The organism is Streptomyces hyderabadensis (assembly GCF_020404845.1).
Lineage (GTDB): Bacteria > Actinomycetota > Actinomycetes > Streptomycetales > Streptomycetaceae > Streptomyces > Streptomyces hyderabadensis.
The window spans coordinates 15,855-35,706 of sequence record NZ_JAIOJZ010000058.1; the positions used below are offsets into that span (position 1 = coordinate 15,855).

Here is a 19,852-nt window from a genome sequence, read left to right on the forward strand (position 1 = left end):
GTCAAGGCCTACCGGCAAGTTCGTTCCCACCGGATGTGTCCTGCCGCACACGGCCCGCCTGTTCACACCCGCGCCGGGCGCCGGTCCGGTCAGGTGCCCGGCTTGCGGCCGTACACGTAGACGTCGTCGCCCTTCTTCAGCAGCGACCAGTACTTCTTGGCGTCGGTCTTCGTCATGTTGACGCAGCCGTGCGAGCCCGGCGGGTTCCACATGCTGACGCCGACGGAGTGGAAGGCCTGGCCGCCGTCGAAGAACTGGCTGTAGGGCATCGGCACGTGGTAGATGGTCGAGACGTGGTCGATGTTGCGCCAGTAGACCTTCTTCAGCCCGGTGCGGGTCTCGTAGCCGTTGCGCCCGGTGCGGACCGGGACCGGCCCGTACACCAGCTTCTTGCCGTCCTGGATCCAGCTCAGCTGGAGGCTGAGGTTCACACAGGCGATCCGGCCCTTGCTGGTAGGGCATTTGCCGGATTTGTTCGGGTTCTTGCCGACGGCCTTCTGCTTCGTCATCAGGTCCATCACGCCCCAGGTGACGGGGCCCGCATAGCCCGCGTTGGGCTGGATGCCGTGCTTGGTCTGGAAGGCGCGGATGGCCTTGCAGTCGGCGGTGGACTGCTTGCCGTCGGCCTTGCGGCCGAGGAACTTCTCCACCTTCTTCTGGTACGGACCCGCCTTCGCGGTGCAGCTCGCGGCCTGGGCCGGTGCCGCCGTGAGTGCGAGTGTGAGCGGTGCCACCAGTGCGGTGATCCCCAGTGCGACGGCTCCCCGTCTGCGTGTGTCCCCCATGGCCGGTCATGCCTTTCGCGTCGAGACGGTGAACTGGGCGGAAGGTCGCCTTCGGGCGATCCCGGCTTGCTAGACCGTGGTCCGGCGGCTTTGGTTGCGCGCCGCCGACGGCCGCGACGCAACCGTGACAAACACCACCAGGCCGCCCCCGTCCGTCAGTCCGAGCCGCCGGCCTCGGTGACGGCCCGCCGGAAGCCGGTGTTGACCCGCGGTCAGGCCGCCGTCGACCGCCAGGGTGGTGCCGGTGATCCAGGCGGCGTCGTGGGAGGCGAGGAAGGCGACGGCCGCCGCGATGTCCTCGGGCTCGCCGACCCGCCCGAGCGGGTACAGCCCCCGTACCGCCGCGAGTTCCTCGTCCCGGCCCTCCCAGGCCCTGGTGCGCACCGTGCCCGGCGTCACGAGGTTGACGCGGACGCCGCGCGGGGCCGCGTGTCCGGCGAGGGTGCGGGTCAGCGAGGCCAGACCGGCCTTGGCGGCGCTGTAGGCGTGGTTGCCGAAGTCCTGGACGCCGTTGACCGAGCCGATGCTCACGATCGCGCCGCGCCCCGAGGCCGCGAGGTGGGGCAGGGCGGCCCGGCAGCAGCGGTAGGCGCCGGTGAGGGTGACGTCGAGGTCGCGGGCCCAGACCTCGTCGGGTTCGTCCTCGAAGAGCGGGGCGTCGGGGGTGCAGGCGAAGGCGTTGTTGACCAGCACGTCCAGGGCGCCGAAGGCGTCCACGGCGTACTCGACGGCCGCCTCCACACAGGCACGGTCGCCCACGTCGCAGGCGTACGCGGTCACGGCGAGCCCCGCGTCCGCCAGTTCCGCCGCCGTCCGCCGTGCCGCGGCGAGGTCCACGTCGGTCAGCAGCACCCTGGCCCCCTCCGTCGCCAGCCGGCGCGCGGTGGCCGCGCCGATGCCCCGGGCCGCGCCCGTCACGAGTGCCGCGTGGTCGGTGAATCGCCTGGAGTCCGTCATGGCCCGACCGTACTGCCGCGACGATCACGGCGGCAGATACCGTGCGGCCATGTCCGCGTTCCTGCAGCAACTCCCCGCGCTCATAGGCGTCGTCATCGGCGCCCTCGGTTCGTATCTCGCCGTGGTCCGCAGCGACCGTGCCCGGTTCGACCGGGAGACGGCGGCCCGCTGGGAGGAGCGCAGGCTCGCGGTGTACGCCGACTACGCGCGGGTACTGAAGACCTCCGTCACGCTGACGTACCGGATCGCCGCCCACCTCGGCAACGACCCGCACCCGCACCCACTGGCCCCCGCGGACGCCGCGCCCGCCCAGGCCGAGGCGGCCCTCGCCCGGGACCCGGCCGGTGAGGCCCTGCTCCTGCTGGGCAGCAAGGACGTGGTGGAGAAGGCGCGGGCCTGGGTGGTGGCGGTGATGGAGATGGAGCGCTTCCTGCGCGAGGAGACCCGCGACCCCGAGGCCTGGCGGGCCCTGCTGGAGCGGCAGCGCGCCGCACGTGAGGGCTACTACACGGCCGTGCGGGAGGATCTGGCGCTGCCGCCCGGGCACGGGGCGCGGTGGCCGCTGCCGCCCGTCAGCGGTACCCGGTGACGTCGGCGGGTTTGTCCTGGTCCTGCACCTCGACGAGATACCGCCAGGCGTCCGGGCGGCTGCCGTCGAGGTCGGTGAAGCCGTACTCCTGGGCGAGGCCGCCGCTGGAGAGGGACTGCCCGTTGAAGCGCGCCGCGCCCGGGTCGGCGGCGAGGGCGGCGACCGCGCGGCCGACGTAGCGGGGCGTCTCGGAGATGGCGAAGTGCGGGACGCGGTCGAGGGCGTCGCGCCAGTTCTCCTCGCGTACCCCGAAGTGGTCGAGCATGATCTCCGAGCGCAGCCAGCCCGGGGTCAGCGCGACGGCGGTGGCGCCGCGCGGCCCCACCTCGTGCCCGAGGGAGAAGGCCATGCGCAGGACGGACGTCTTGGCCAGGTCGTAGAAGAACGAGTTGCGGTAGTGGTCGCGGTTGTAGGCGTCGGTGCCGTCGGTGACCTCGACGACGAGTCCGCCGGGGCGGCGCAGCAGCAGCGGCAGGGCGTGGTGGCTGGTGATGGCGTGGGTCTCGACGGCGAGCCGCAGCAGCCTGAGCCCCTTGTCGAGGTCGTGCTCCCAGACCGGTCTGTCCCACTCGAAGAGGGTCTCGCCGCCCCAGATGTCGTTGACGAGGATGTCCAGGCGGGCCTGCTCGCTGGCGATCCGGTCGACGACGGCGGCCACCTGCGCCGGGTCGAGGTGGTCGGCGGGTACCGCGATGCCGTGGCCGCCCGCCTCGGTGACCAGGTCGGCGGTGTCCTCGATCGCCTCGGGGCGGTCGTACTCCGAGCGCCGGGCGCGGGTGCTGCGGCCGGTGACGTAGACGGTGGCGCCGGCCGCGCCCAGTTCGACGGCGATGCCCCGTCCGGCGCCGCGGGTCGCCCCGGCGACCAGTGCGACCCTGCCCGCCAGCGGGCCTTTCGGTGCCCCTGTCATGTCCGGCTCCCGTCCTCTCCCTCGCGTCCGCGCGTGCTCACGTGCCGCGGTGGCTCACGTTCCGCACGAGCGATGTCGTGTTCGAGAGTGCCCGGGAAGCCGGACATCTTCTGTCACCTTTTGCCGCGTGTCCGGGACGGACCCGACCGCGACCGCCCGGTCAGTGCCCCCGCTTGATCCACTCCTCCAGGTGCGGGGCCTCGGCGCCGATGGTCGTGGAATCGCCGTGCCCGGTGCGGACCTCCGTCTCGGGCGGCAGGACCAGCAGCTTGTCCCGGATCGAGTCGATGATGGTCGGGAAGTGGGAGTACGACCGGCCGGTGGCGCCGGGCCCGCCCTGGAAGAGGGTGTCGCCGGTGAAGACGGTGCCGAGAGCCGGGTCGTAGAGGCAGACCGCGCCGGGCGCGTGGCCCGGGGTGTGCAGGACGGTCAGGTCGGCGCCGGCCGCCTCGATGACGAGGCCGTCGGTCAGCCAGGCGTCCGGGTCGCGGTCGGGGTGGGTCTGCTGCCACAGGGGGAGGTCGTCGCGGTGCAGCCAGATGGTGGCGCCGGTGCGCTCGGCGAGCGCGGGTGCGGCGCCCACGTGGTCGTTGTGGGCGTGGGTGCACACGATGGCGGTGAGCCGGCGGTCTCCGACGGCCTCGGCGATCGCGTCGGCGTCGTGGGCGGCGTCGATGACGACGACCTCGTGGTCGTCGCCGACGAGCCAGACGTTGTTGTCGACGTCCCAGGTGCCGCCGTCGAGGCTGAACTGCCCCGAGGTGACGAGGCGTTCGATGCGGGGGGCCATCAGAGCACCACCACCGAACGCAGTACGTCACCGGCGTGCATCCGGTCGAAGGCCTGCTCGACCTCGTCCAGGCGGATGGTCTCCGTGACGAACGCGCCGAGGTCCAGGCGGCCCTGGAGGTGGAGGTCGATCAGCATCGGGAAGTCGCGGGAGGGCAGGCAGTCGCCGTACCAGGAGGACTTCAGGGCGCCGCCGCGGCCGAACACGTCGAGCAGCGGCAGTTCCAGCTTCATCTCGGGGGTCGGTACTCCGACGAGGACGACGGTGCCGGCCAGGTCGCGGGCGTAGAAGGCCTGCCGGTAGGTCTCGGGGCGGCCGACGGCCTCGATGACGACGTCGGCGCCGAAGCCGCCGGTCAGTTCGCGGATCGCCTCGACGGGATCGGTCTCGCGGGAGTTGACGGTGTGGGTGGCGCCCATGCCCCGGGCGGTCTCCAGCTTGCGGTCGTCGATGTCCACGGCGATGACCTTCGACGCGCCCGCCAGGTGGGAGCCGGCGATCGCCGCGTCGCCGACGCCGCCGCAGCCGATGACGGCGACGGTGTCGCCGCGGCCGACGTTGCCGGTGTTGATGGCGGCGCCGATGCCGGCCATCACCCCGCAGCCGAGCAGCCCGGCCACCTCCGCGGAGACGGCCGGGTCGACCTTGGTGCACTGTCCGGCGGCGACCAGGGTCTTCTCGGCGAAGGCGCCGATGCCGAGGGCCGGGGACAGCTCCTGGCCGGTCGAGGCGAGGGTCATCTTCTGCTCGGCGTTGTGGGTGTCGAAGCAGTACCAGGGCCGTCCGCGCAGACAGGCCCGGCAGGTGCCGCACACCGCACGCCAGTTGAGGATCACGAAGTCCCCGGGGGCGACGTCGGTGACACCGGCGCCGACCGACTCCACGACGCCCGCGGCCTCGTGCCCGAGCAGGAACGGGTAGTCGTCACTGATGCCGCCCTGCTTGTAGTGCAGGTCGGTGTGGCACACCCCGCAGGCCTGGATCTTCACCACGGCCTCGCCCGGGCCGGGGTCCGGCACGACGATCGTCTCGATCCGCACCGGCTCGTCCTTGCCCGGCGCGATCACGCCGCGTACTTCCTGCGCCATGGTCCTGACCCCTTCCTCGGCCGTTCAGCATCCCCCCAGACCCTACGCGCAAGTGATCGCGAAGGGGCAGGTGACGGGGCGGTCGACCGGGTCCGGCCGACCGACCGGACACCGGGGACGGGCTCGGGGGTCAGCCCAGGGCGGGGACGACGCCGAAGACGGGCGAGACCAGGCCGGTGACCTGCTGGAGCTGCTCCAGGTCGTGCAGCCGGTTCAGCTGCTGGGAGGGGAGCGGCATCCGCGCCCGGTCCTCGGCGGGCATGTCACCGACCGCCAGCGAATCGAGGGTGTTCATCACGCTGAGCTTCTGCGTGCCCAGTGCGCCCGCGTCGGCCGCGCTCGCCATCGGGGCGGCGAGGCCGGTGACACCGGCGGCGAGCCCGACGGCAGCGACGATACGTCGTGTTGAGATCATGTGCTGCGCAACGGGTGGGGCCGGGCGGCGGACACGGGCGGGCGGCTGGGCTCACCCGTGAGGACGAGTGTCCCCGGTGGCGTTGCCGTGGGCGCCGGGACGGAGGAAGCTCGAAGGAGGAGGGCCGCGACGGCCCGTTCCCGCTGCGGGCCGCGGCCCTTCGACCTTCGAAGGAGGTCGTCATGGGCACCACGGCAGGCCCCGGCTTCGACACCGAAGCGCTGCGCCGGGGCATCGAAGGAGAGACGGCGGCACCCCTGTTGTCGCTGTACGCGCGAGACGCGGAGGTCCGCATCGTCGACCGGTACGACCAGCCCAGCCACCCCAAGGTCCTGCACGGCCGGGACGAGATCGCCGAGATGCTCGACGACGTCTACAGCCGTGACATGACCCATCGGATGGGACGCTGCGTGGTCCAGGGCGACCAGGTGGCGTTCAGCGAGGAGTGCACCTATCCGGACGGGGTGCGGGTCCTCGCCGAGTCGATGCTGACGCTGCGCGACGGCGAGATCGTCGACCAGACCATGATCCAGGCCTGGGACGAGTAGTCCGGGGTCTGCGGGGAGGGGGCGGCCGGCTCGGCGTGTCCAGGCGCTGTGCTCCACCACGTCGCACGCGGCGACTCCGTATTCCGGCCGTGCCCGGGTGAAGGCTGGGCCGGGGCGGTCAGCGCGCCGCCGGGCTCCAGCCGGGTGGGCGCAGCAGGGCCAGGAGCTGGCCGACTAGTTCGTCGACGACCTCGTCGAGGGTGGCGTCCACCCAGCCGGCGCTGTAGTCGTGCAGCAGGCCGTTGACGGCGCCGATGAACGCGGTGGCGGCGAGCCGGTAGTCGCGGGGCGCCGCCTCCCCGCGTACGGCGGCCGACCGGGCCTCGGCGCAGATGAGGCCGACCCAGCGGGCGCGGCGGGCCAGCCGTTGTTCCTCCAGGCGCGGGCTGACGCCGATGATCTCCACGAAGGTGATGCGGACGCGGCGCGGATCGGCGGTGACGTCGGCGGCGTAGGCGCGGAAGATCGCCGCGGCGCGCTCGGGGAGCGGCAGGCCGCGGGTGCTCGCGGCCGCGGCGCGGACGGCGTCCTCGGCCCAGGCGTTGACCTGGAGGTGGAGTGCGGCGAGCACGTCCTCCAGGGTGCGGAACTCCTCGTAGAACTGGCGGGTGGACAGTCCGGCGGCCTCGCTGAGGGCCGCGACGGTCGTGGCGCGGTAACCGGGGGTGCCGCCGAAGAGCTGCAGCGCGGCGTCGAGGAAGCGCCGGCGGCGTTCGGCCTGGCGCTGCTCGGCCGATTTGCCGCCGTAGCGGCCCGTCGGCGCCCTGAGCCTGCCCGCCACCCGTTCGCCTCCCTCGCACCAACTCCCCGACCCCCAGCCGATTTTGTCGGGTCCGTGGCCTTGTGGAGAAGGGCACCCATTCCTTACTTTGCAGTAAGTTGACTCTGAAAGCGGCCGTGTTCAGATTGCGCGCTCCATCGCCCCCACACCACGCCCCCATGCCGGAGGAGAGCAGCATGCCCGCCTTCACGACCAGGCACCTCGGCGCCGTCGCCGCCGCCCTCGTTCTCACCGCCGCCGCCCCCGCCGCCACGGCCTCGGCCGCCCCGGACGCCCGCGCCGACCTGCGCGAGGTGATGTTCGTCGGGAACAACTGGGACGGCACCGCGGACGTCATCCGGTCCACCGGAGACTTCGCCCGGATCGGGCGGATCGACGTCGTCCCGGACCGGGCGGAGCGGATGGCGGAGATCAACGCCGACCCGATCAGGTGGATCTACTTCCAGGCCATCCGCAACGGCGTCGGCGAGGGGCACGACCAGCTCGTCGACGACATGTACTCGACGCCGGACGGCACCTCGGTGGTCGTCTCCCGGCCGAGCTTTGCCGACGTGGTCTCCATCGACCTCGCCACCGGCGACATCGAATGGCGCTTCCCCGTCTCCGGTTACCGCTCCGACCACATGGCGGTCTCCCCCGACGGCACCCGGGTCGCGGTCTCGGCGTCGACCTCCAACACGGTGCACGTCCTGGACATCGGGACGGGTGAGCAGGTCGGCTCCTTCGCCACCGGCGACAAGCCCCACGAGAACATCTTCACCGGCGACGGCAGGTACATCTGGAACATGTCCATCGGCGAGGTGAACACCGCGCTCGACGCCCCCTGGCTCGACTGGACCAAGGGCGACCGGCACATCACGGTCGTGGACGCACGGACGTACGAGCCGGTCAAGGTCGTCGACATGCGGGAGCGGCTCGACGCGATCGGCCTCGGCGACCACTCGGACGCGGTGCGGCCCGCCGTCTTCTCGCCCGACGAGTCCACGCTGTACTTCCAGGTGTCGTTCTTCAACGGCTTCTTCGAGTACGACGTCGTCACGGACCGGATCACCCGGACGAAGACCCTGCCGAAGAACCCCGCCACCAGTGAGGACCGCACCACGTGGGTCAACGACTCGCGGCACCACGGGCTGTCCATGAGCCCGGACGGCGACAAGATCTGCGTCGCGGGCACGATGGACGACTACGCGACGGTCGTCGACCGCGGCACCCTCCAAGAGGGCCCGCTGGTGGCCGCCGCCAAGCCGTACTGGGCCACGGTCAGCGGCGACGGCAGGCACTGCGTGGTCTCCGAGAGCGGCGCCGACCAGGTCACCGCCATCGACTTCGGCACCGGCGAGAAGTCGGTCTCGGTGCCCGTCGGCGACCACCCGCAGCGGGTCCGGATCGGCCATGTGGCGGCGGACTGGACGGGGCCGTCGGCGGGCTGAGACACCCCGCGGTCCGGGCCCGGAAGGTCACCTTCGTACGCATGTGTGAGCCCGCCCGGCGGGGGTAGTCGCCCGGCAACGGACGAGACATGCATGCCCTCGACACCACTGCCCCGGAAGGAGGTCCGTGACAGCGCACTCCAGAAGAAGCGCCCGGGCCGCTTCCCCCGACACGGAGCGGCCCGGTCCGCACCGGGCGGCACTCTCACGGGTGCCGCCCGTCTCCTTGCCGGCCTGTGCTCACCGCGGCGGCAGCCGGTGCAGCTCGACGTCCCGCAGCCGGCCGTCGGCGACCTCGGCGGTCATGTAGGTGCGGTAGGGCTGGCGGCGCCGGTCCGTCGGGGACCCCGGGTTGAGCAGCCGCAGGCCGGTTTCCGCGGTGCTGTCCCAGGGGATGTGGCTGTGCCCGAAGACCAGGACGTCCAGGTCGGGGAAGCGGGCGGCGCAGCGGGCCTCCCGTCCCTGCGCGGCGCCCGTCTCGTGGACGACGCCGAAGCGCAGGCCGCCGAGGTCCGCGTACGCCACCTCGGGCAGCCGGGCGCGCAGCTCGGGGCCGTCGTTGTTGCCGTGGACGCCGACGAGCCTGCGGCTGCGGCTCTCCAGCAGATCGAGGGTGGCCGTGTCGACCCAGTCCCCCGCGTGCAGGACGACGTCCGCGTGCGGAAGCTCCGCCAGCAGCGGCGCCGGCAGTTCCTTGGCGCGCTTGGGCAGGTGGGTGTCGGACGTGATCAGCAGACGCACGCGGTCCAGTTTAATCGACAGGTAAAACTGTGCAGTCTCAGCTGGACAGTTTTACCTGTGGAATTTACCGTGGAGTCGATCGCGGCCGAACCATGTGAGAACCATCCGAAAGGCACCGCCTCATGACCGTCACCGCCCTGGACCCCCGCACCGCTCTCGTCGTGATCGACCTCCAGGCCGGCATCGTCGCCGCGCCCACCGAGCCGCACACCGGCGCGGAGGTCGTCACCCGCAGCGTCGAACTGGCCGACGCCTTCCGGGCCCGGGACCTGCCCGTGGTGCTGGTCCGGGTCACCTTCGCCGCCGACGGGGCGGACGCCGTGCCCGGCCGTACGGAGGCCGGCGGCGCCGGCGGCCCGCGGCCCGAGGGCTGGGACATCGTCGTCGACGAGCTGGCCGGGCACCCCGGTGACATCACCATCACCAAGCGCAACTGGGGTGCCTTCCACGGCACCGGCCTCGATGTCCAGCTGCGCCGCCGCGGTGTCACCCAGATCGTGCTCTGCGGCATCGCCACCAGCATCGGCGTGGAGTCCACCGCCCGCGCCGCCCACGAACACGGCTACCACGTCACGCTGGCCACCGACGCCATGAGCGACATGAGCGCCGAGGCGCACCGGGGCAGCGTCGAGCGGATCTTCCCGCGCCTGGGCGAGACGGGCACGACACGGGAGATCCTGGACCTGCTGGCCAAGACGCACGGCTGACGGGCCTAACGCCCTTCACCCCGCGTCGGCGCGCCGCTTGAGCGGCTCCCACCAGGCCCGGTGGTCCCGGTACCAGGCGACGGTCTCGGCCAGTCCGGTCGCGAAGTCGCGGCCGGGGCGGTAGCCCAGCTCCGCGCGGGCCTTGCTCCAGTCGACCGAGTAGCGCAGGTCGTGGCCCTTGCGGTCGGCGACGTGCACGACCCGGTCCGGGCCCGCCCCGCAGGCTTCCAGGAGCAGGCCGGTGAGGTCGCGGTTGGTCAACTCGGTGCCGCCGCCGATGTTGTAGACCTCGCCGGCCCGGCCCCGGGTGCGCACCAGGTCGACGCCCCGGCAGTGGTCGTCGACGTGCAGCCAGTCGCGGACGTTGCGTCCGTCCCCGTACAGCGGGACCCGGCGGCCGTCCAGGAGGTGGGTGACGAACAGCGGCACCAGCTTCTCGGGGAACTGGTGCGGGCCGTAGTTGTTGGAGCACCGGGTCACCCGTACGTCGAGGCCGTGGGTGCGGTGGTAGGAGAGGGCCAGCAGGTCGCCGGAGGCCTTCGAGGCGGCGTACGGGGAACTCGGCCGCAAGGGGTGCTCCTCGGTCGCCGAGCCGGACTCGACGGAGCCGTACACCTCGTCGGTGGAGACGTGCACGAAGGGCCCCACGCCGTGTCGCAGGGCGGCGTCCAGCAGGGTCTGGGTGCCGACGACGTTGGTCAGGACGAAGTCGGAGGCGGCGTCGATCGAGCGGTCGACGTGGGACTCCGCGGCGAAGTGCACCACCTGGTCGGCCCCGGCCGTCAGCTTGTCCACGAGGACCGCGTCGCGGATGTCGCCGTGCACGAACTCCAGCCGGGGGTGGCCGAGTTCGAGGTTGGCGGTGGTGCCGGCGTAGGTGAGGGCGTCCAGCACGGTGATCCGCGGTGCGCCGGGCGCGTCGGAGGCGAGGAGCCGGGCGACGTACCGGGAGCCGATGAATCCGGCGGCGCCGGTGACCAGGATGTTCATGTGCGGTTCCGTGCCTTGCTGGGGTGGCGGGGCGGGCGGTGCCCGAGAGGACCGGTGACGTCCGTGACGCTACCCGCGCGGCCCTCGTCGCCCGCGACCGGCCCCTGACGCGCACCGCGCCGGCCACGAGGCCGGCGCGCTGGGCGGGGTCACCACCCTCGGGGCTCGCTCAGTCCTCGCCCCGGACGATGTTCGACTCCTGGCCCGATTGCGGTGCGCGGGTGGCGCTGCCGTCCTCGACGGCCGGTACGCAGGTGCGCATCACGCCCCTGCTCCGCAGGCGGCGGGCCTTCGACCAGCCTGTCTCCAGCCGACGGACGGCGGGTTTGCCGCTGCTGTCCGTGGTCACGGGGCATCATCTTCCTTCTGGTTCCGCGTCTGGTGCGCTCGCCCCTCCGGGTCCCCGCGCGCGGCACCGCAAAACACCGGGCACATGTCTCCCGCGCTGCCTAGGGGTTGGGCCGGGCCACGCTGATGTCGCCCAGCGCCGACTGCGGATCGCGCTCCATGGCCAGGTCGCCGAGGGAGACGATGCCCACCGGGTGGCCGTGGTCGACGACCGGCACCCGGCGTACGGCGTGCTCGCGCATCAGCCGGACGGCGCGGTCCAGCTCCTCGTCGGGCCGTACGGTGACCAGGTCGTCGCTGCACGCGCCGGCCACGGTGGTCTGCCTCGGGTCACCGCCCTCGGCCAGGGACCGGACCACCAGGTCGCGGTCGGTGACCAGGCCGCGCAGCCGGTCGCCCTCCGTGACCAGGACGGCTCCGAGGTCCCGGTCGCGCATGATGCGGGCCACGGCCGTGACGGACGTCAGCGGCTCGACGGTCACCGGGTCGCCGGTCATGACGTCGCGGACGTACTGGGTCATGGGGTGTTCCTCCCTGTTCTCCCCCGCTCCCTCCGTTCGCTCTCCCGCCGCTTCTGCGCTCGCGCTCGGGGTGCGGCCGGGCGGGTACCCGGCGGCCGGGCGGCCGAACCGGACGGGCCGCTCAGCCGCCGCGCACCGGGATCTCGCTCCACACCTGCTTCCCCCCGCTGACCGGCAGCGTGCCCCAGGCCGCCGACATCGCCTCGACGAGGAGGATGCCTCGCCCGCCGGTGGCCTCCCAGCCGATGCTGGTCGGCTTGGCGGGCGTGCGCGGCGAGGCGTCGGCGACCGCGACCCGCAGCCGGCCGCCGATCAGGGTGAGGTCGAGCCGTACCTTGCCGTCGGTGTGCACCAGGGCGTTGGTGACCAGCTCGGAGACGATCAGCAGGACGCCGTCGATGTCGTCGTCCGGCACGTCCCAGGAGCGCAGGGTGCGCCGGGTGAAGCGGCGGGCGTGCCGCACGGCCTCGGGCAGCCGCCACACCGACCAGCTCTCCCGCAGCGGGCGCAGGGCCATGCCGTCGTAGCGCACCAGCAGCAGGGCGACGTCGTCGTTGCGGCGGGCGTTGCCCAGCAGGGCGTCGGCGACCAGTCCGAGGTGGGTGGGGTCGGAGACGGCCAGTGCGTGGGCGAAGCGGTCCATGCCCTCGTCGATGTCGGCGCCGGGCGACTCCACGAGGCCGTCCGTGGTGAGGGCGATCAGGGTGCCCGGGCGCAGCCGCAACGGGCTCATCGGGAAGTCGGCCTGCGTGACGACGCCGAGCGGCGGGCCGCCCTCCACCTCCGCGATCTCGGTGCTGCCGTCGGGGTGGCGCAGCACCGGCGGCAGGTGTCCGGCCCGCACGCACCAGGCGGAGCCTTCCTCCATGTCGAGGTCGACGTAGACACAGGTGGCGAAGAGGTCGGTCTCCATGCCGGTCAGCAGCCGGTTGGCGTGCGAGACCACCACGTCCGGCGGGTGGCCCTCGACGGCGTAGGCGCGCAGGGCGGTACGCATCTGCCCCATCAGGGTGGCCGCGCCCGCGCTGTGGCCCTGGACGTCGCCGATGACCAGGGCCACGTGGTGGTCGGGCAGCGGGATCACGTCGTACCAGTCGCCGCCCAGCTCCAGGCCCGCCGTGCTGGGCAGATAGCGGGCGACGGCGACCGCGCCGGGCAGCTTCGGCAGCCGGCGCGGCAGCAGCTGGCGCTGGAGCATGCCGACGAGTTCGTGCTCGGCGTCGAAGGCGTGGGCGCGCATCAGGGCCTGTCCGGCGAGACCCGCCGATGCGGTGAGCAGGGCCCGCTCGTCGGGGCCGAAGTCGTGCGGGGCGTCCCAGCCGATCAGGCAGGCGCCGGCCATCCTGCCGCCCGCGGGCAGCGGCAGCACGGCCAGACCGCCGGGTCCGACATCGGCGAGGGCGGGTTCCAGGTCGCCGGTGCCGGCGGGCCAGATCCGGGCACGTCCCTCGCGCAGCGCGGCGGCGAGGGTGGGCATGGCCCGTACCGGCGCGTCGGGCCACTCGGTGCGCCACTCCAGGCGCCACAGCTCGGGCCAGGACTCGGGGTCGGGCGGGTCGAGGACGGTGACGACGAGCCGGTCGTTCTCCAGCTCGGCCAGTGCGATGCGGTCGGCGCGCAGCGGTCGGCGCAGGGCGGCGACGACGGCCTGGCTGACATCGCGGACGGTTCCGGCGGTGGCGAGCGCGGCGGCCAGCCGCTGGACGCGGGCGACGTCGGTCACGTCGGGGCGCAGGGTGGAGGCGTCGGCGACGGTGCCGACCAGGCGGGCCGGCCGGCCGTCGCCGCCGGGCAGCAGGCGGCCGCTGAGCCGCAGCCACTTCGGCGGGCCGGTGGGCTGCAGCACCCGGAACTCCAGCTCGCGATCGCCGATGGTCATGTGGTCGGACTCGGTCACCGACATCAGCGACGGCAGGTCCTCCGGCACGGTGAGGCCGAGCAGCGTCTCCACCTTGCCGTCGAACTCCTCGGGGGCGAGACCGAACAGACGCAGGATGTCGTCGCCGACCTCCGCCCGGCCGGTGTCCATGGCCAGGGTGAAGGCGTCCGGCTGCAGCTCGCCGCCCTCCGCGCGCTCGGCGGTCCCGGTCGGGGCGGGACAGGTCGCCGCCTCGGCGATCACCGCCAGGCACGCGCGGTCGTCGGCGTCGAACCCGTCCGGCTGCTCGGTCAGGGCGAGGAGGCAGCCGCCGCCGTCCCCGCGCACGGGCAGGACGGCCAGCGAGAAGCCGCTGGACGGCACGTGCCGCGACTCCGCCGACCCGGCGAACTCTTCCGGTCCCATCCACACCGCCTCGCCGGCGCGGTGGGCGTCGGCGACCGGGGAGCCGCCGGCCGCGGGGTAGCTGTCGCGTACGCCGTACAGGGTGCGCGGCACTCCGGCCGACTCGGCCAGGCAGAGCAGCTCGCGGTCGTCGCCGGGCGTGTACAGGGCGGCGAAGGAGGCGCCCGCGAAGACCAGCGCCTGTTCGAGGATCGCGCGCAGGCGCTGCTCGGGCCGCGGGCCGGCCGCGATCGCCTTGAGGGCGCCCTCGGCACGCAGCGTCCTCGGTCCGCGTTCCGCAGCGCCCTCTCCGACCACGTCGCCATTACAGCGCGTATGGGACATCTGCGCAGCCCCTACGGTCCGGGTACCGGCGACCAGAAGCGCCCGGGGGCTCGCGCCCACCCGCTCCGCGCCGCCGTCCGATGCGGGCGGTCCTGACGGGAAACGGGGGGGGAGGCGGGCGGCTGGGCACCAGTACCGCGCACGGCGAGCCGCGCCACGCCCCACACGGGGGCGACGACGGACGGCCACCGCCCCGCAGGCGCACGAAGAACGACCACCACGGCCCCGGCCACCGGAGACGCGCCATCCCCCCACCCACCACCGACCGGCACGGCCACCGGGCTCCGGCCGCCCCACACCGTCACCCCACCACAAACCGCCAGGCATCCACCGCACGGCGGACGTACCGAACAGACCGGGGCCCGCGGCCACTCCCCCGCAGACGCAGGAGGGAGGACCCCCGAGCCCCGGGCGGCGGTGCGGAGGGCGTGTCGTCGGCCGGGGCGGCCGTCAGCCCGTCAGCCCCGTGCCGTCCCCGCCGCCGACGGCCGCACCGTCGTCCGTCTCACCGGCGCCCGAGCCGTCGCCGACGTCGCCGGCGCCCGGACCGGCATCTTCGCCCCCGGCGCCTTCGCCCCCGGCCCCGGGGTCCGCGTTCTCGTCGCCGAGGGTGGCTCCCACCGCCTCCAGGGCCGTGGTGACCGGCTGGAAGAAGGTCTCGCCGCCGACCGTGCAGTCACCGCTGCCGCCGGAGGTCAGGCCGATCGCGAGGCCGTCCCGGGTGAACAGGGAGCCGCCGCTGTCGCCCGGCTCGGCGCAGACGTCGGTCTGGATGAGACCCGTGACCGTGCCCTCCGGGTAGTTGACGGTGGCGTCCAGGCCGAGCACCTGGCCGTCGGCCAGTCCGGTCGTGCTGCCCATGCGGAAGACCTCCTGGCCGACCGTCGCCTCGGCGGCCCGGCTGATCGGCAGGGTCTGGTCGCCCAGGTTCACCTCGCTCGGGGCCTCGGTCGCCGGGTCGTCGTACCTGACGAGTGCGAAGTCGCCCTCGCCGGGGAAGACCGCCTGGTCGACGGTGGCGACCGGCTGCCCGCCCTGCGCGTCGGACCACTGCTCCGCCGCGACCCCGCAGTGACCGGCCGTCAGGAAGGCGGGCGAGCCGTCGCCCGCGGTGACGTTGAAGCCGAGCGAGCAGCGCGCGCCGCCGCCGAAGATGGCGTCGCCGCCCGACACGAAGGTCTTGAAGGTGCCGGCGGACTTCCTGACCGTGGCCATGCCGGGGCCGAGGCCCTCGACGGTGGACTCCAGCCGGTCCCACCGGTCGCCGGTGACGGTGCTGTCGGCGGTCACCAGGATCTTGTTGGTGCGCGGGTCGATCGCCCACGAGGTGCCCGGGATGGTCGCCTCGGACTTCAGGGTCCGCGCGCCGCTCCTCAGCTCGCCCAGGGTGTTGTCGACCTCGCGGACCTCCGCCCCCGCCTGCTTCGCCTGCACGACGACCTGGTTGTCGTCGCCGGGTACGACGTTGACGACGAGCTGCTGCGCGCCGGAGTCGTAGTAGGAACCGGCGAAGGCGTCGCCGAGCAGGCCGGCGAGCCGGGAGGCGAGATCCGACGCGTCCGCCGCCTTGAGGGTCCTGGGCGCCGCCGCGGCGTCGTCCGAGGAGCCGCCGTCCTGCGAGGCGTTGGCGTTCGGCAGCAGGATCGCGGCCGCGCCGAGCGCCACCACACCGCCCGCCGCCATCGCGGCCCTGCGCTTCGGGATTCGCTTGTGACTCAACCTACTCGACCTCCTGGGACCGGGGTTGGTACCCGCCGGTCCGGCAGCTGTTGGGGGGGCGCCCGGACGGCTGTTGGTACGCACGGGCCGTCCGGGGCGTTCAGCCGGGCCCGTACGCCGCGCCGGACCGGCACCCTGCGCATCCGGTCGGCGACACACCGTTGCGACCATGGAGCGGAATGACCGCTTCAGCGAATCTGCACATCGAATGCCCAACCCGGTCACTCCCGTTGGCGCATCTGCACAAGCCGGCGGCGGCCCGTACGTCTTTGGGGCCGGAGTGTCCCAATCGCCTCCGCGGGGGCAAGGGGTCGCACGGGCCGATGTCGCGCACCGTGTGAAGAAGTCGCCGCGAAGGCGTGCGCACCCCTGCACGCTTGGGCGCCCCGGCGTCGCAAGTGCGCTGGTGAGAGGGGTGATTGATTGGAAGCCCGGACCGGCCGCGTGCTTTGATCCTTCGCACCGCGGGGGCCGCGGAGGGCTCTGGAGAACGGGTGCCCGGCGCCCGTGGTCGCGGCCGTCATCTGTCCCCAGAGGGGGCCGCTCCCCCCTTGTGAAATGGCTATACGAAGGGAAGTTCCATCATGAACTCCACCCCCCAGGTTGAGACCGTCGAGATCTCCGACGCCGACCTCGACAACGTCTCCGGCGGCCTGAACGTGAACGCCGTCGGCACCGTCACCGGCCTGGTGGACGGCATCGCCCCGGTCTCCGGCCTGCTCAACACGGCCGTCGGCACGGTCGAGGGTGTCACCGGCCTGAACACGGCCCCGGTCACGGGCCTGGTCGCCGGTCTCTGATCGCGCCCTTGCGTCGCTGAGTCCCGGAGCCCTCCAGGCTCCGGGACTTTTCGGCCGTTCCCCTTCTTCGGCCGTTCTCATCAAGCCCGGGATACGTCAGCCGTGCAGTTCCGCCAACAGGCCCTCACCAAACTCCAGTCACCGGAGGAGCTCGATCTCCCGGTGCGTTTCGCCCGTCCCCAGGGCTGGCTGGTGCTGTCCGTGACGCTGGTCGCGATGGCCGCCGCGTCCGTGTGGGCGGTGGGCGGCTCGGTGACCTCCACGGTCGCCGCCCCCGCCATCCTCACCCACGGGCAGGGCAGTTACCTCCTGCAGAGTCCCGTCTCGGGGCAGGTCACCGCGGTCCTGGCGCGTCCGGGGCAGCGGCTGGCCGCCCACGCCCCGGTACTGAAGGTCCGTACCGCCGACGGCGAGACGGTGGTCCGCTCGGTGGACGCCGGCCGGGTCAGCGCGCTCGCGGCCACCGTCGGCCAGATCATCAGTACCGGCGCGAACGTCGCCTCGGTCGAGAAGGTCGCCCACCCCGACGACCCCCTCTACGCCACCGTCTACGTCCCCGCCGAGAACGCCGCCGCCATCCCCGCGCACGCCTCGGTCGACCTGACCGTCCAGTCGGTGCCGACGCAGCAGTACGGCGTCCTGCACGGCGAGGTGAAGGCCGTGGACCGCTCGGCCCAGTCGGCGCAGACGATCGCCGCGTTCCTCGGGGACAGTCAGCTCGGCGAGCAGTTCACCGAGGACGGCAGGCCGGTGGCGGTGACGGTGCAGCTGACGGCCTCGAAGTCCACGAAGAGCGGCTACGAGTGGTCCTCGGCGGACGGACCGCCGTTCGAACTGACCTCCATGACCCTGGCCTCGGGCTCGATCCGGCTGGCCGACCAGCGTCCCGTCGATTGGCTGCTGCCGTGAGCACCGCACAGGAGACCCGGGGCAGACGCCGCGCCGCCCCGCCCGGGCGGAGCGTGCCCAAGAGCCGCGCGAAGACCGTCCGTACGCCCACCGTGCTCCAGATGGAGGCCGTGGAGTGCGGCGCCGCCTCGCTGGCGATGGTCCTGGGCCACTACGGCCGGCACGCCCCGCTGGAGGAGCTGCGGATCGCCTGCGGTGTCTCCCGCGACGGGTCCCGGGCGAGCAATCTGCTGAAGGCGGCCCGCAGTTACGGCCTGACCGCCAAGGGCATGCAGATGGACCTGGCCGCGCTCGCCGAGGTGACGGCACCGGCCATCCTCTTCTGGGAGTTCAACCACTACGTCGTCTACGAGGGCATGGGCCGGCGGTTCGGGCGGCGCGGGGTGTTCGTCAACGACCCGGGCAAGGGCCGTCGCTTCGTGTCCCTGGAGGACTTCGACGGGTCCTTCACCGGCGTCGTCCTGACCATGGAGCCCGGTGACGACTTCACGCGCGGCGGCCGCAGGCCCGGTGTGCTCGGTGCGATGCCGGCCCGGCTGCGCGGCACGGCCGGGACCCTGCCCGCCGCCGTGCTGGCGAGCCTGCTGCTGGTGGCGGTCGGCGCCGCGGTGCCCGCGCTCAGCCGTACCTACATCGACATGTTCCTGATCGGGGGGCAGACCTCGCTGCTCGGCGTGCTGTTCGCGTCGATGGGGGCGTGCGTGCTGCTCACGGTGGTGCTGACCTGGCTCCAGCAGGCCAACCTGCTGCACGGCCGCATCATCTCCTCCACCCTGTCCAGCGCCCGCTTCCTGCGCCACCTGCTGCGGCTGCCGGTGACCTTCTTCTCCCAGCGCAGCCCCGCCGACCTGGTGCAGCGCCTCCAGTCGAACGACGCCGTCGCCGAGACGCTGGCCCGCGACCTCGCCGCCGCGGGTGTGGACGCGATCGTGGTCGTCCTGTACGCCGTGCTGCTGTACACGTACGACCCTCAGCTCACCTTCGTCGGCATCGGCGTGGCGCTGCTCAACATCCTCGCGATGCGGGTGGTGATCCGGCTGCGCGCGACGCGTACGGCGAAGCTGCGGGCGGACACGGCGCGGCTGACCAACACCGCGTACACCGGCCTCCAGCTGATCGAGACGATGAAGGCGACCGGCGGCGAGGACGGCTACTTCCGCAAGTGGGCGGGCCAGCACGCCACGACGCTGGAGGAGCAGCAGCGGCTCGGGGTGCCCAGTGCCTGGCTGGGCGTTCTCGCCCCGACGCTGGCGACGCTCAACAGCGCGCTGATCCTGTGGATCGGCGGCATGCGGGCGGTCGAGGGCCACATCTCGGTCGGTCTGCTGGTCGCCTTCCAGGCGCTGGTGGTCCGCTTCACCGCCCCGCTGACCCGGCTGAACGGCGTCGCGGGCCGCATCCAGGACTTCGCGGCCGACGTGGCCCGGCTGAAGGACGTGGAGAACTTCCGCGCGGACCCGCTCTACGACCGCCGCGGCGGCGACTCCACCCGCCGGCTGCACGGCCACGTGGAGTTGCAGAACATCTCCTTCGGCTACAACCCGCTGGACAAGCCGCTGCTCACCGGCTTCGACCTGACCGTCGGTCCGGGGCAGCAGGTGGCCCTGGTCGGCGGGTCGGGCAGCGGCAAGTCGACGGTGTCGCGGCTGATCTCGGGCCTGTACGCGCCCTGGGACGGCGTGATCCGCGTCGACGGGCAGCGGCTCGACGACATCCCGCGCGGGGCGCTGGCGTCCTCCGTGTCCTTCGTCGACCAGGACGTGTTCCTGTTCGAGGGGTCGGTGCGCGACAACGTGGCGCTGTGGGACCCTTCGATCCCCGACGACGCCGTGGTGGAGGCGCTCCAGGACGCCGCGCTGTACGACGTGGTGATGCGCAGGCCGGGCGGCATCCACAGTCCGGTCGAGCAGGACGGCCGGAACTTCTCCGGCGGGCAGCGCCAGCGCCTGGAGATCGCGCGGGCCCTGGTGCGGCGGCCCAGCATCCTCGTCCTGGACGAGGTGACCAGCGCGCTGGACGCGGAGACCGAGCTGGTGGTCATGGACAACCTGCGCCGGCGCGGCTGCGCCTGCGTGGTGATCGCGCACCGGCTCAGCACCGTGCGGGACAGCGACGAGATCGTCGTCCTGGAGCACGGCACGGTGGTGGAGCGCGGGCGGCACGAGGAGCTGGTGGCGCGTGGGGGCACCTACGCGGCGCTGGTCGGGGAGCGGTGA

General features: G+C 73.0%; 19 protein-coding genes and 1 pseudogene. 7 read left to right on the forward strand and 13 right to left on the reverse strand.

From position 1 onward, the window contains the following. Nucleotides 1-89 precede the first annotated feature (89 nt). Nucleotides 90-785 (reverse strand): L,D-transpeptidase family protein, encoded by a 696-nt coding sequence (locus tag K7854_RS31565; protein ID WP_226029975.1) that lies wholly within the window; start codon nt 783-785, stop codon nt 90-92. A gap of 155 nt (nt 786-940) precedes the next feature. Beyond that, nucleotides 941-1,742, reverse strand: a pseudogene (locus K7854_RS31570) (SDR family NAD(P)-dependent oxidoreductase). Between the two features lie 49 nt (nt 1,743-1,791). On the opposite strand from K7854_RS31570, the gene K7854_RS31575 reads away from it, so the two are divergent. After that, nucleotides 1,792-2,331, forward strand: a complete 540-nt coding sequence (locus tag K7854_RS31575) for a hypothetical protein (protein ID WP_226029976.1) — start codon at nt 1,792-1,794, stop codon at nt 2,329-2,331. Here the strand turns inward: K7854_RS31575 and K7854_RS31580 are convergent. The 4 genes from K7854_RS31580 to K7854_RS31595 form a co-directional block, all read right to left on the reverse strand. Beyond that, nucleotides 2,315-3,241 (reverse strand): SDR family oxidoreductase, encoded by a 927-nt coding sequence (locus K7854_RS31580; RefSeq protein ID WP_226029977.1) that lies wholly within the window; start codon nt 3,239-3,241, stop codon nt 2,315-2,317. The two genes, K7854_RS31575 and K7854_RS31580, sit on opposite strands and share 17 nt — an antisense overlap. A 160-nt stretch (nt 3,242-3,401) precedes the next feature. Further along, entirely contained in the window at nt 3,402-4,031 is a 630-nt protein-coding gene (locus K7854_RS31585; protein WP_226029978.1) for an MBL fold metallo-hydrolase, read from the reverse strand. After that, on the reverse strand, nt 4,031-5,119 hold the full coding sequence (locus tag K7854_RS31590) for an S-(hydroxymethyl)mycothiol dehydrogenase (protein WP_226029979.1): 1,089 nt from the start codon (nt 5,117-5,119) through the stop codon (nt 4,031-4,033). Before K7854_RS31590 ends, K7854_RS31585 begins: the two co-directional genes overlap by 1 nt. Nucleotides 5,120-5,249: 130 nt before the next feature. After that, nucleotides 5,250-5,534 (reverse strand): hypothetical protein, encoded by a 285-nt coding sequence (locus tag K7854_RS31595; RefSeq protein ID WP_226029980.1) that lies wholly within the window; start codon nt 5,532-5,534, stop codon nt 5,250-5,252. A 182-nt stretch (nt 5,535-5,716) separates the two neighbouring features. Between K7854_RS31595 and K7854_RS31600 the strand changes: the two genes are divergently transcribed. Beyond that, nucleotides 5,717-6,082 (forward strand): nuclear transport factor 2 family protein, encoded by a 366-nt coding sequence (locus K7854_RS31600; protein ID WP_226029981.1) that lies wholly within the window; start codon nt 5,717-5,719, stop codon nt 6,080-6,082. Nucleotides 6,083-6,200: 118 nt separating this feature from the next. On the opposite strand, the gene K7854_RS31605 is transcribed toward K7854_RS31600, so the two are convergent. Continuing rightward, on the reverse strand, nt 6,201-6,863 hold the full coding sequence (locus K7854_RS31605) for a TetR/AcrR family transcriptional regulator (RefSeq protein ID WP_226029982.1): 663 nt from the start codon (nt 6,861-6,863) through the stop codon (nt 6,201-6,203). Nucleotides 6,864-7,039: 176 nt separating this feature from the next. On the opposite strand from K7854_RS31605, the gene K7854_RS31610 reads away from it, so the two are divergent. After that, nucleotides 7,040-8,293: a YncE family protein gene (locus K7854_RS31610; RefSeq protein ID WP_226029983.1), complete on the forward strand. Its 1,254-nt coding sequence runs from the start codon at nt 7,040-7,042 to the stop codon at nt 8,291-8,293. Nucleotides 8,294-8,533: 240 nt separating this feature from the next. Here the strand turns inward: K7854_RS31610 and K7854_RS31615 are convergent, their stop codons facing one another. Next, the gene (locus K7854_RS31615; protein WP_226029984.1) at nt 8,534-9,034 is read right to left on the reverse strand and encodes a metallophosphoesterase family protein; all 501 of its coding nucleotides are present in this window, start codon (nt 9,032-9,034) and stop codon (nt 8,534-8,536) included. Nucleotides 9,035-9,156: 122 nt separating this feature from the next. Between K7854_RS31615 and K7854_RS31620 the strand changes: the two genes are divergently transcribed. Beyond that, on the forward strand, nt 9,157-9,741 hold the full coding sequence (locus K7854_RS31620; RefSeq protein ID WP_226029985.1) for a hydrolase: 585 nt from the start codon (nt 9,157-9,159) through the stop codon (nt 9,739-9,741). A gap of 15 nt (nt 9,742-9,756) precedes the next feature. Here K7854_RS31620 and rfbB read toward each other — a convergent pair whose 3' ends face one another. The 5 genes from rfbB to K7854_RS31645 form a co-directional block, all read right to left on the reverse strand. Then, nucleotides 9,757-10,731 (reverse strand): dTDP-glucose 4,6-dehydratase, encoded by a 975-nt coding sequence (gene rfbB, locus K7854_RS31625; protein WP_226029986.1) that lies wholly within the window; start codon nt 10,729-10,731, stop codon nt 9,757-9,759. A 169-nt stretch (nt 10,732-10,900) separates the two neighbouring features. Continuing rightward, on the reverse strand, nt 10,901-11,080 hold the full coding sequence (locus tag K7854_RS31630; RefSeq protein ID WP_226029987.1) for a hypothetical protein: 180 nt from the start codon (nt 11,078-11,080) through the stop codon (nt 10,901-10,903). Nucleotides 11,081-11,180: 100 nt separating this feature from the next. After that, complete coding sequence (locus K7854_RS31635; RefSeq protein ID WP_226029988.1) at nt 11,181-11,600, reverse strand: CBS domain-containing protein; 420 nt, start codon at nt 11,598-11,600, stop codon at nt 11,181-11,183. Nucleotides 11,601-11,721: 121 nt separating this feature from the next. Beyond that, nucleotides 11,722-14,208: a SpoIIE family protein phosphatase gene (locus K7854_RS31640; RefSeq protein WP_226029989.1), complete on the reverse strand. Its 2,487-nt coding sequence runs from the start codon at nt 14,206-14,208 to the stop codon at nt 11,722-11,724. A 450-nt stretch (nt 14,209-14,658) separates the two neighbouring features. After that, a complete protein-coding gene (locus K7854_RS31645; protein ID WP_226029990.1) occupies nt 14,659-15,927 on the reverse strand; it encodes a S1 family peptidase in 1,269 nt (422 codons plus the stop codon). A 584-nt stretch (nt 15,928-16,511) separates the two neighbouring features. Here K7854_RS31645 and K7854_RS31650 point away from each other — a divergent pair. The 3 genes from K7854_RS31650 to K7854_RS31660 all read left to right on the forward strand — a co-directional run bounded on the left by K7854_RS31650 (nt 16,512) and on the right by K7854_RS31660 (nt 19,852). Beyond that, entirely contained in the window at nt 16,512-16,727 is a 216-nt protein-coding gene (locus K7854_RS31650; RefSeq protein WP_003978108.1) for a hypothetical protein, read from the forward strand. A gap of 102 nt (nt 16,728-16,829) precedes the next feature. Next, nucleotides 16,830-17,636 carry an HlyD family efflux transporter periplasmic adaptor subunit gene (locus K7854_RS31655; RefSeq protein WP_226029991.1) on the forward strand — a complete coding sequence of 269 codons (807 nt, stop codon included), beginning with the start codon at nt 16,830-16,832 and terminating at the stop codon, nt 17,634-17,636. Continuing rightward, nucleotides 17,633-19,852 carry an NHLP family bacteriocin export ABC transporter peptidase/permease/ATPase subunit gene (locus K7854_RS31660; RefSeq protein WP_226029992.1) on the forward strand — a complete coding sequence of 740 codons (2,220 nt, stop codon included), beginning with the start codon at nt 17,633-17,635 and terminating at the stop codon, nt 19,850-19,852. Before K7854_RS31655 ends, K7854_RS31660 begins: the two co-directional genes overlap by 4 nt.

Bases quoted from the DNA above. Each gene is read 5' to 3' on its own strand.
- K7854_RS31565 (WP_226029975.1), bottom strand. From the start codon at position 785: ATGGGGGACACACGCAGACGGGGAGCCGTCGCACTGGGGATCACCGCA.
- K7854_RS31575 (WP_226029976.1), top strand. From the start codon at position 1,792: ATGTCCGCGTTCCTGCAGCAACTCCCCGCGCTCATAGGCGTCGTCATC.
- K7854_RS31580 (WP_226029977.1), bottom strand. From the start codon at position 3,241: ATGACAGGGGCACCGAAAGGCCCGCTGGCGGGCAGGGTCGCACTGGTC.
- K7854_RS31585 (WP_226029978.1), bottom strand. From the start codon at position 4,031: ATGGCCCCCCGCATCGAACGCCTCGTCACCTCGGGGCAGTTCAGCCTC.
- K7854_RS31590 (WP_226029979.1), bottom strand. From the start codon at position 5,119: ATGGCGCAGGAAGTACGCGGCGTGATCGCGCCGGGCAAGGACGAGCCG.
- K7854_RS31595 (WP_226029980.1), bottom strand. From the start codon at position 5,534: ATGATCTCAACACGACGTATCGTCGCTGCCGTCGGGCTCGCCGCCGGT.
- K7854_RS31600 (WP_226029981.1), top strand. From the start codon at position 5,717: ATGGGCACCACGGCAGGCCCCGGCTTCGACACCGAAGCGCTGCGCCGG.
- K7854_RS31610 (WP_226029983.1), top strand. From the start codon at position 7,040: ATGCCCGCCTTCACGACCAGGCACCTCGGCGCCGTCGCCGCCGCCCTC.
- K7854_RS31620 (WP_226029985.1), top strand. From the start codon at position 9,157: ATGACCGTCACCGCCCTGGACCCCCGCACCGCTCTCGTCGTGATCGAC.
- rfbB (WP_226029986.1), bottom strand. From the start codon at position 10,731: ATGAACATCCTGGTCACCGGCGCCGCCGGATTCATCGGCTCCCGGTAC.
- K7854_RS31635 (WP_226029988.1), bottom strand. From the start codon at position 11,600: ATGACCCAGTACGTCCGCGACGTCATGACCGGCGACCCGGTGACCGTC.
- K7854_RS31640 (WP_226029989.1), bottom strand. From the start codon at position 14,208: ATGTCCCATACGCGCTGTAATGGCGACGTGGTCGGAGAGGGCGCTGCG.
- K7854_RS31650 (WP_003978108.1), top strand. From the start codon at position 16,512: ATGAACTCCACCCCCCAGGTTGAGACCGTCGAGATCTCCGACGCCGAC.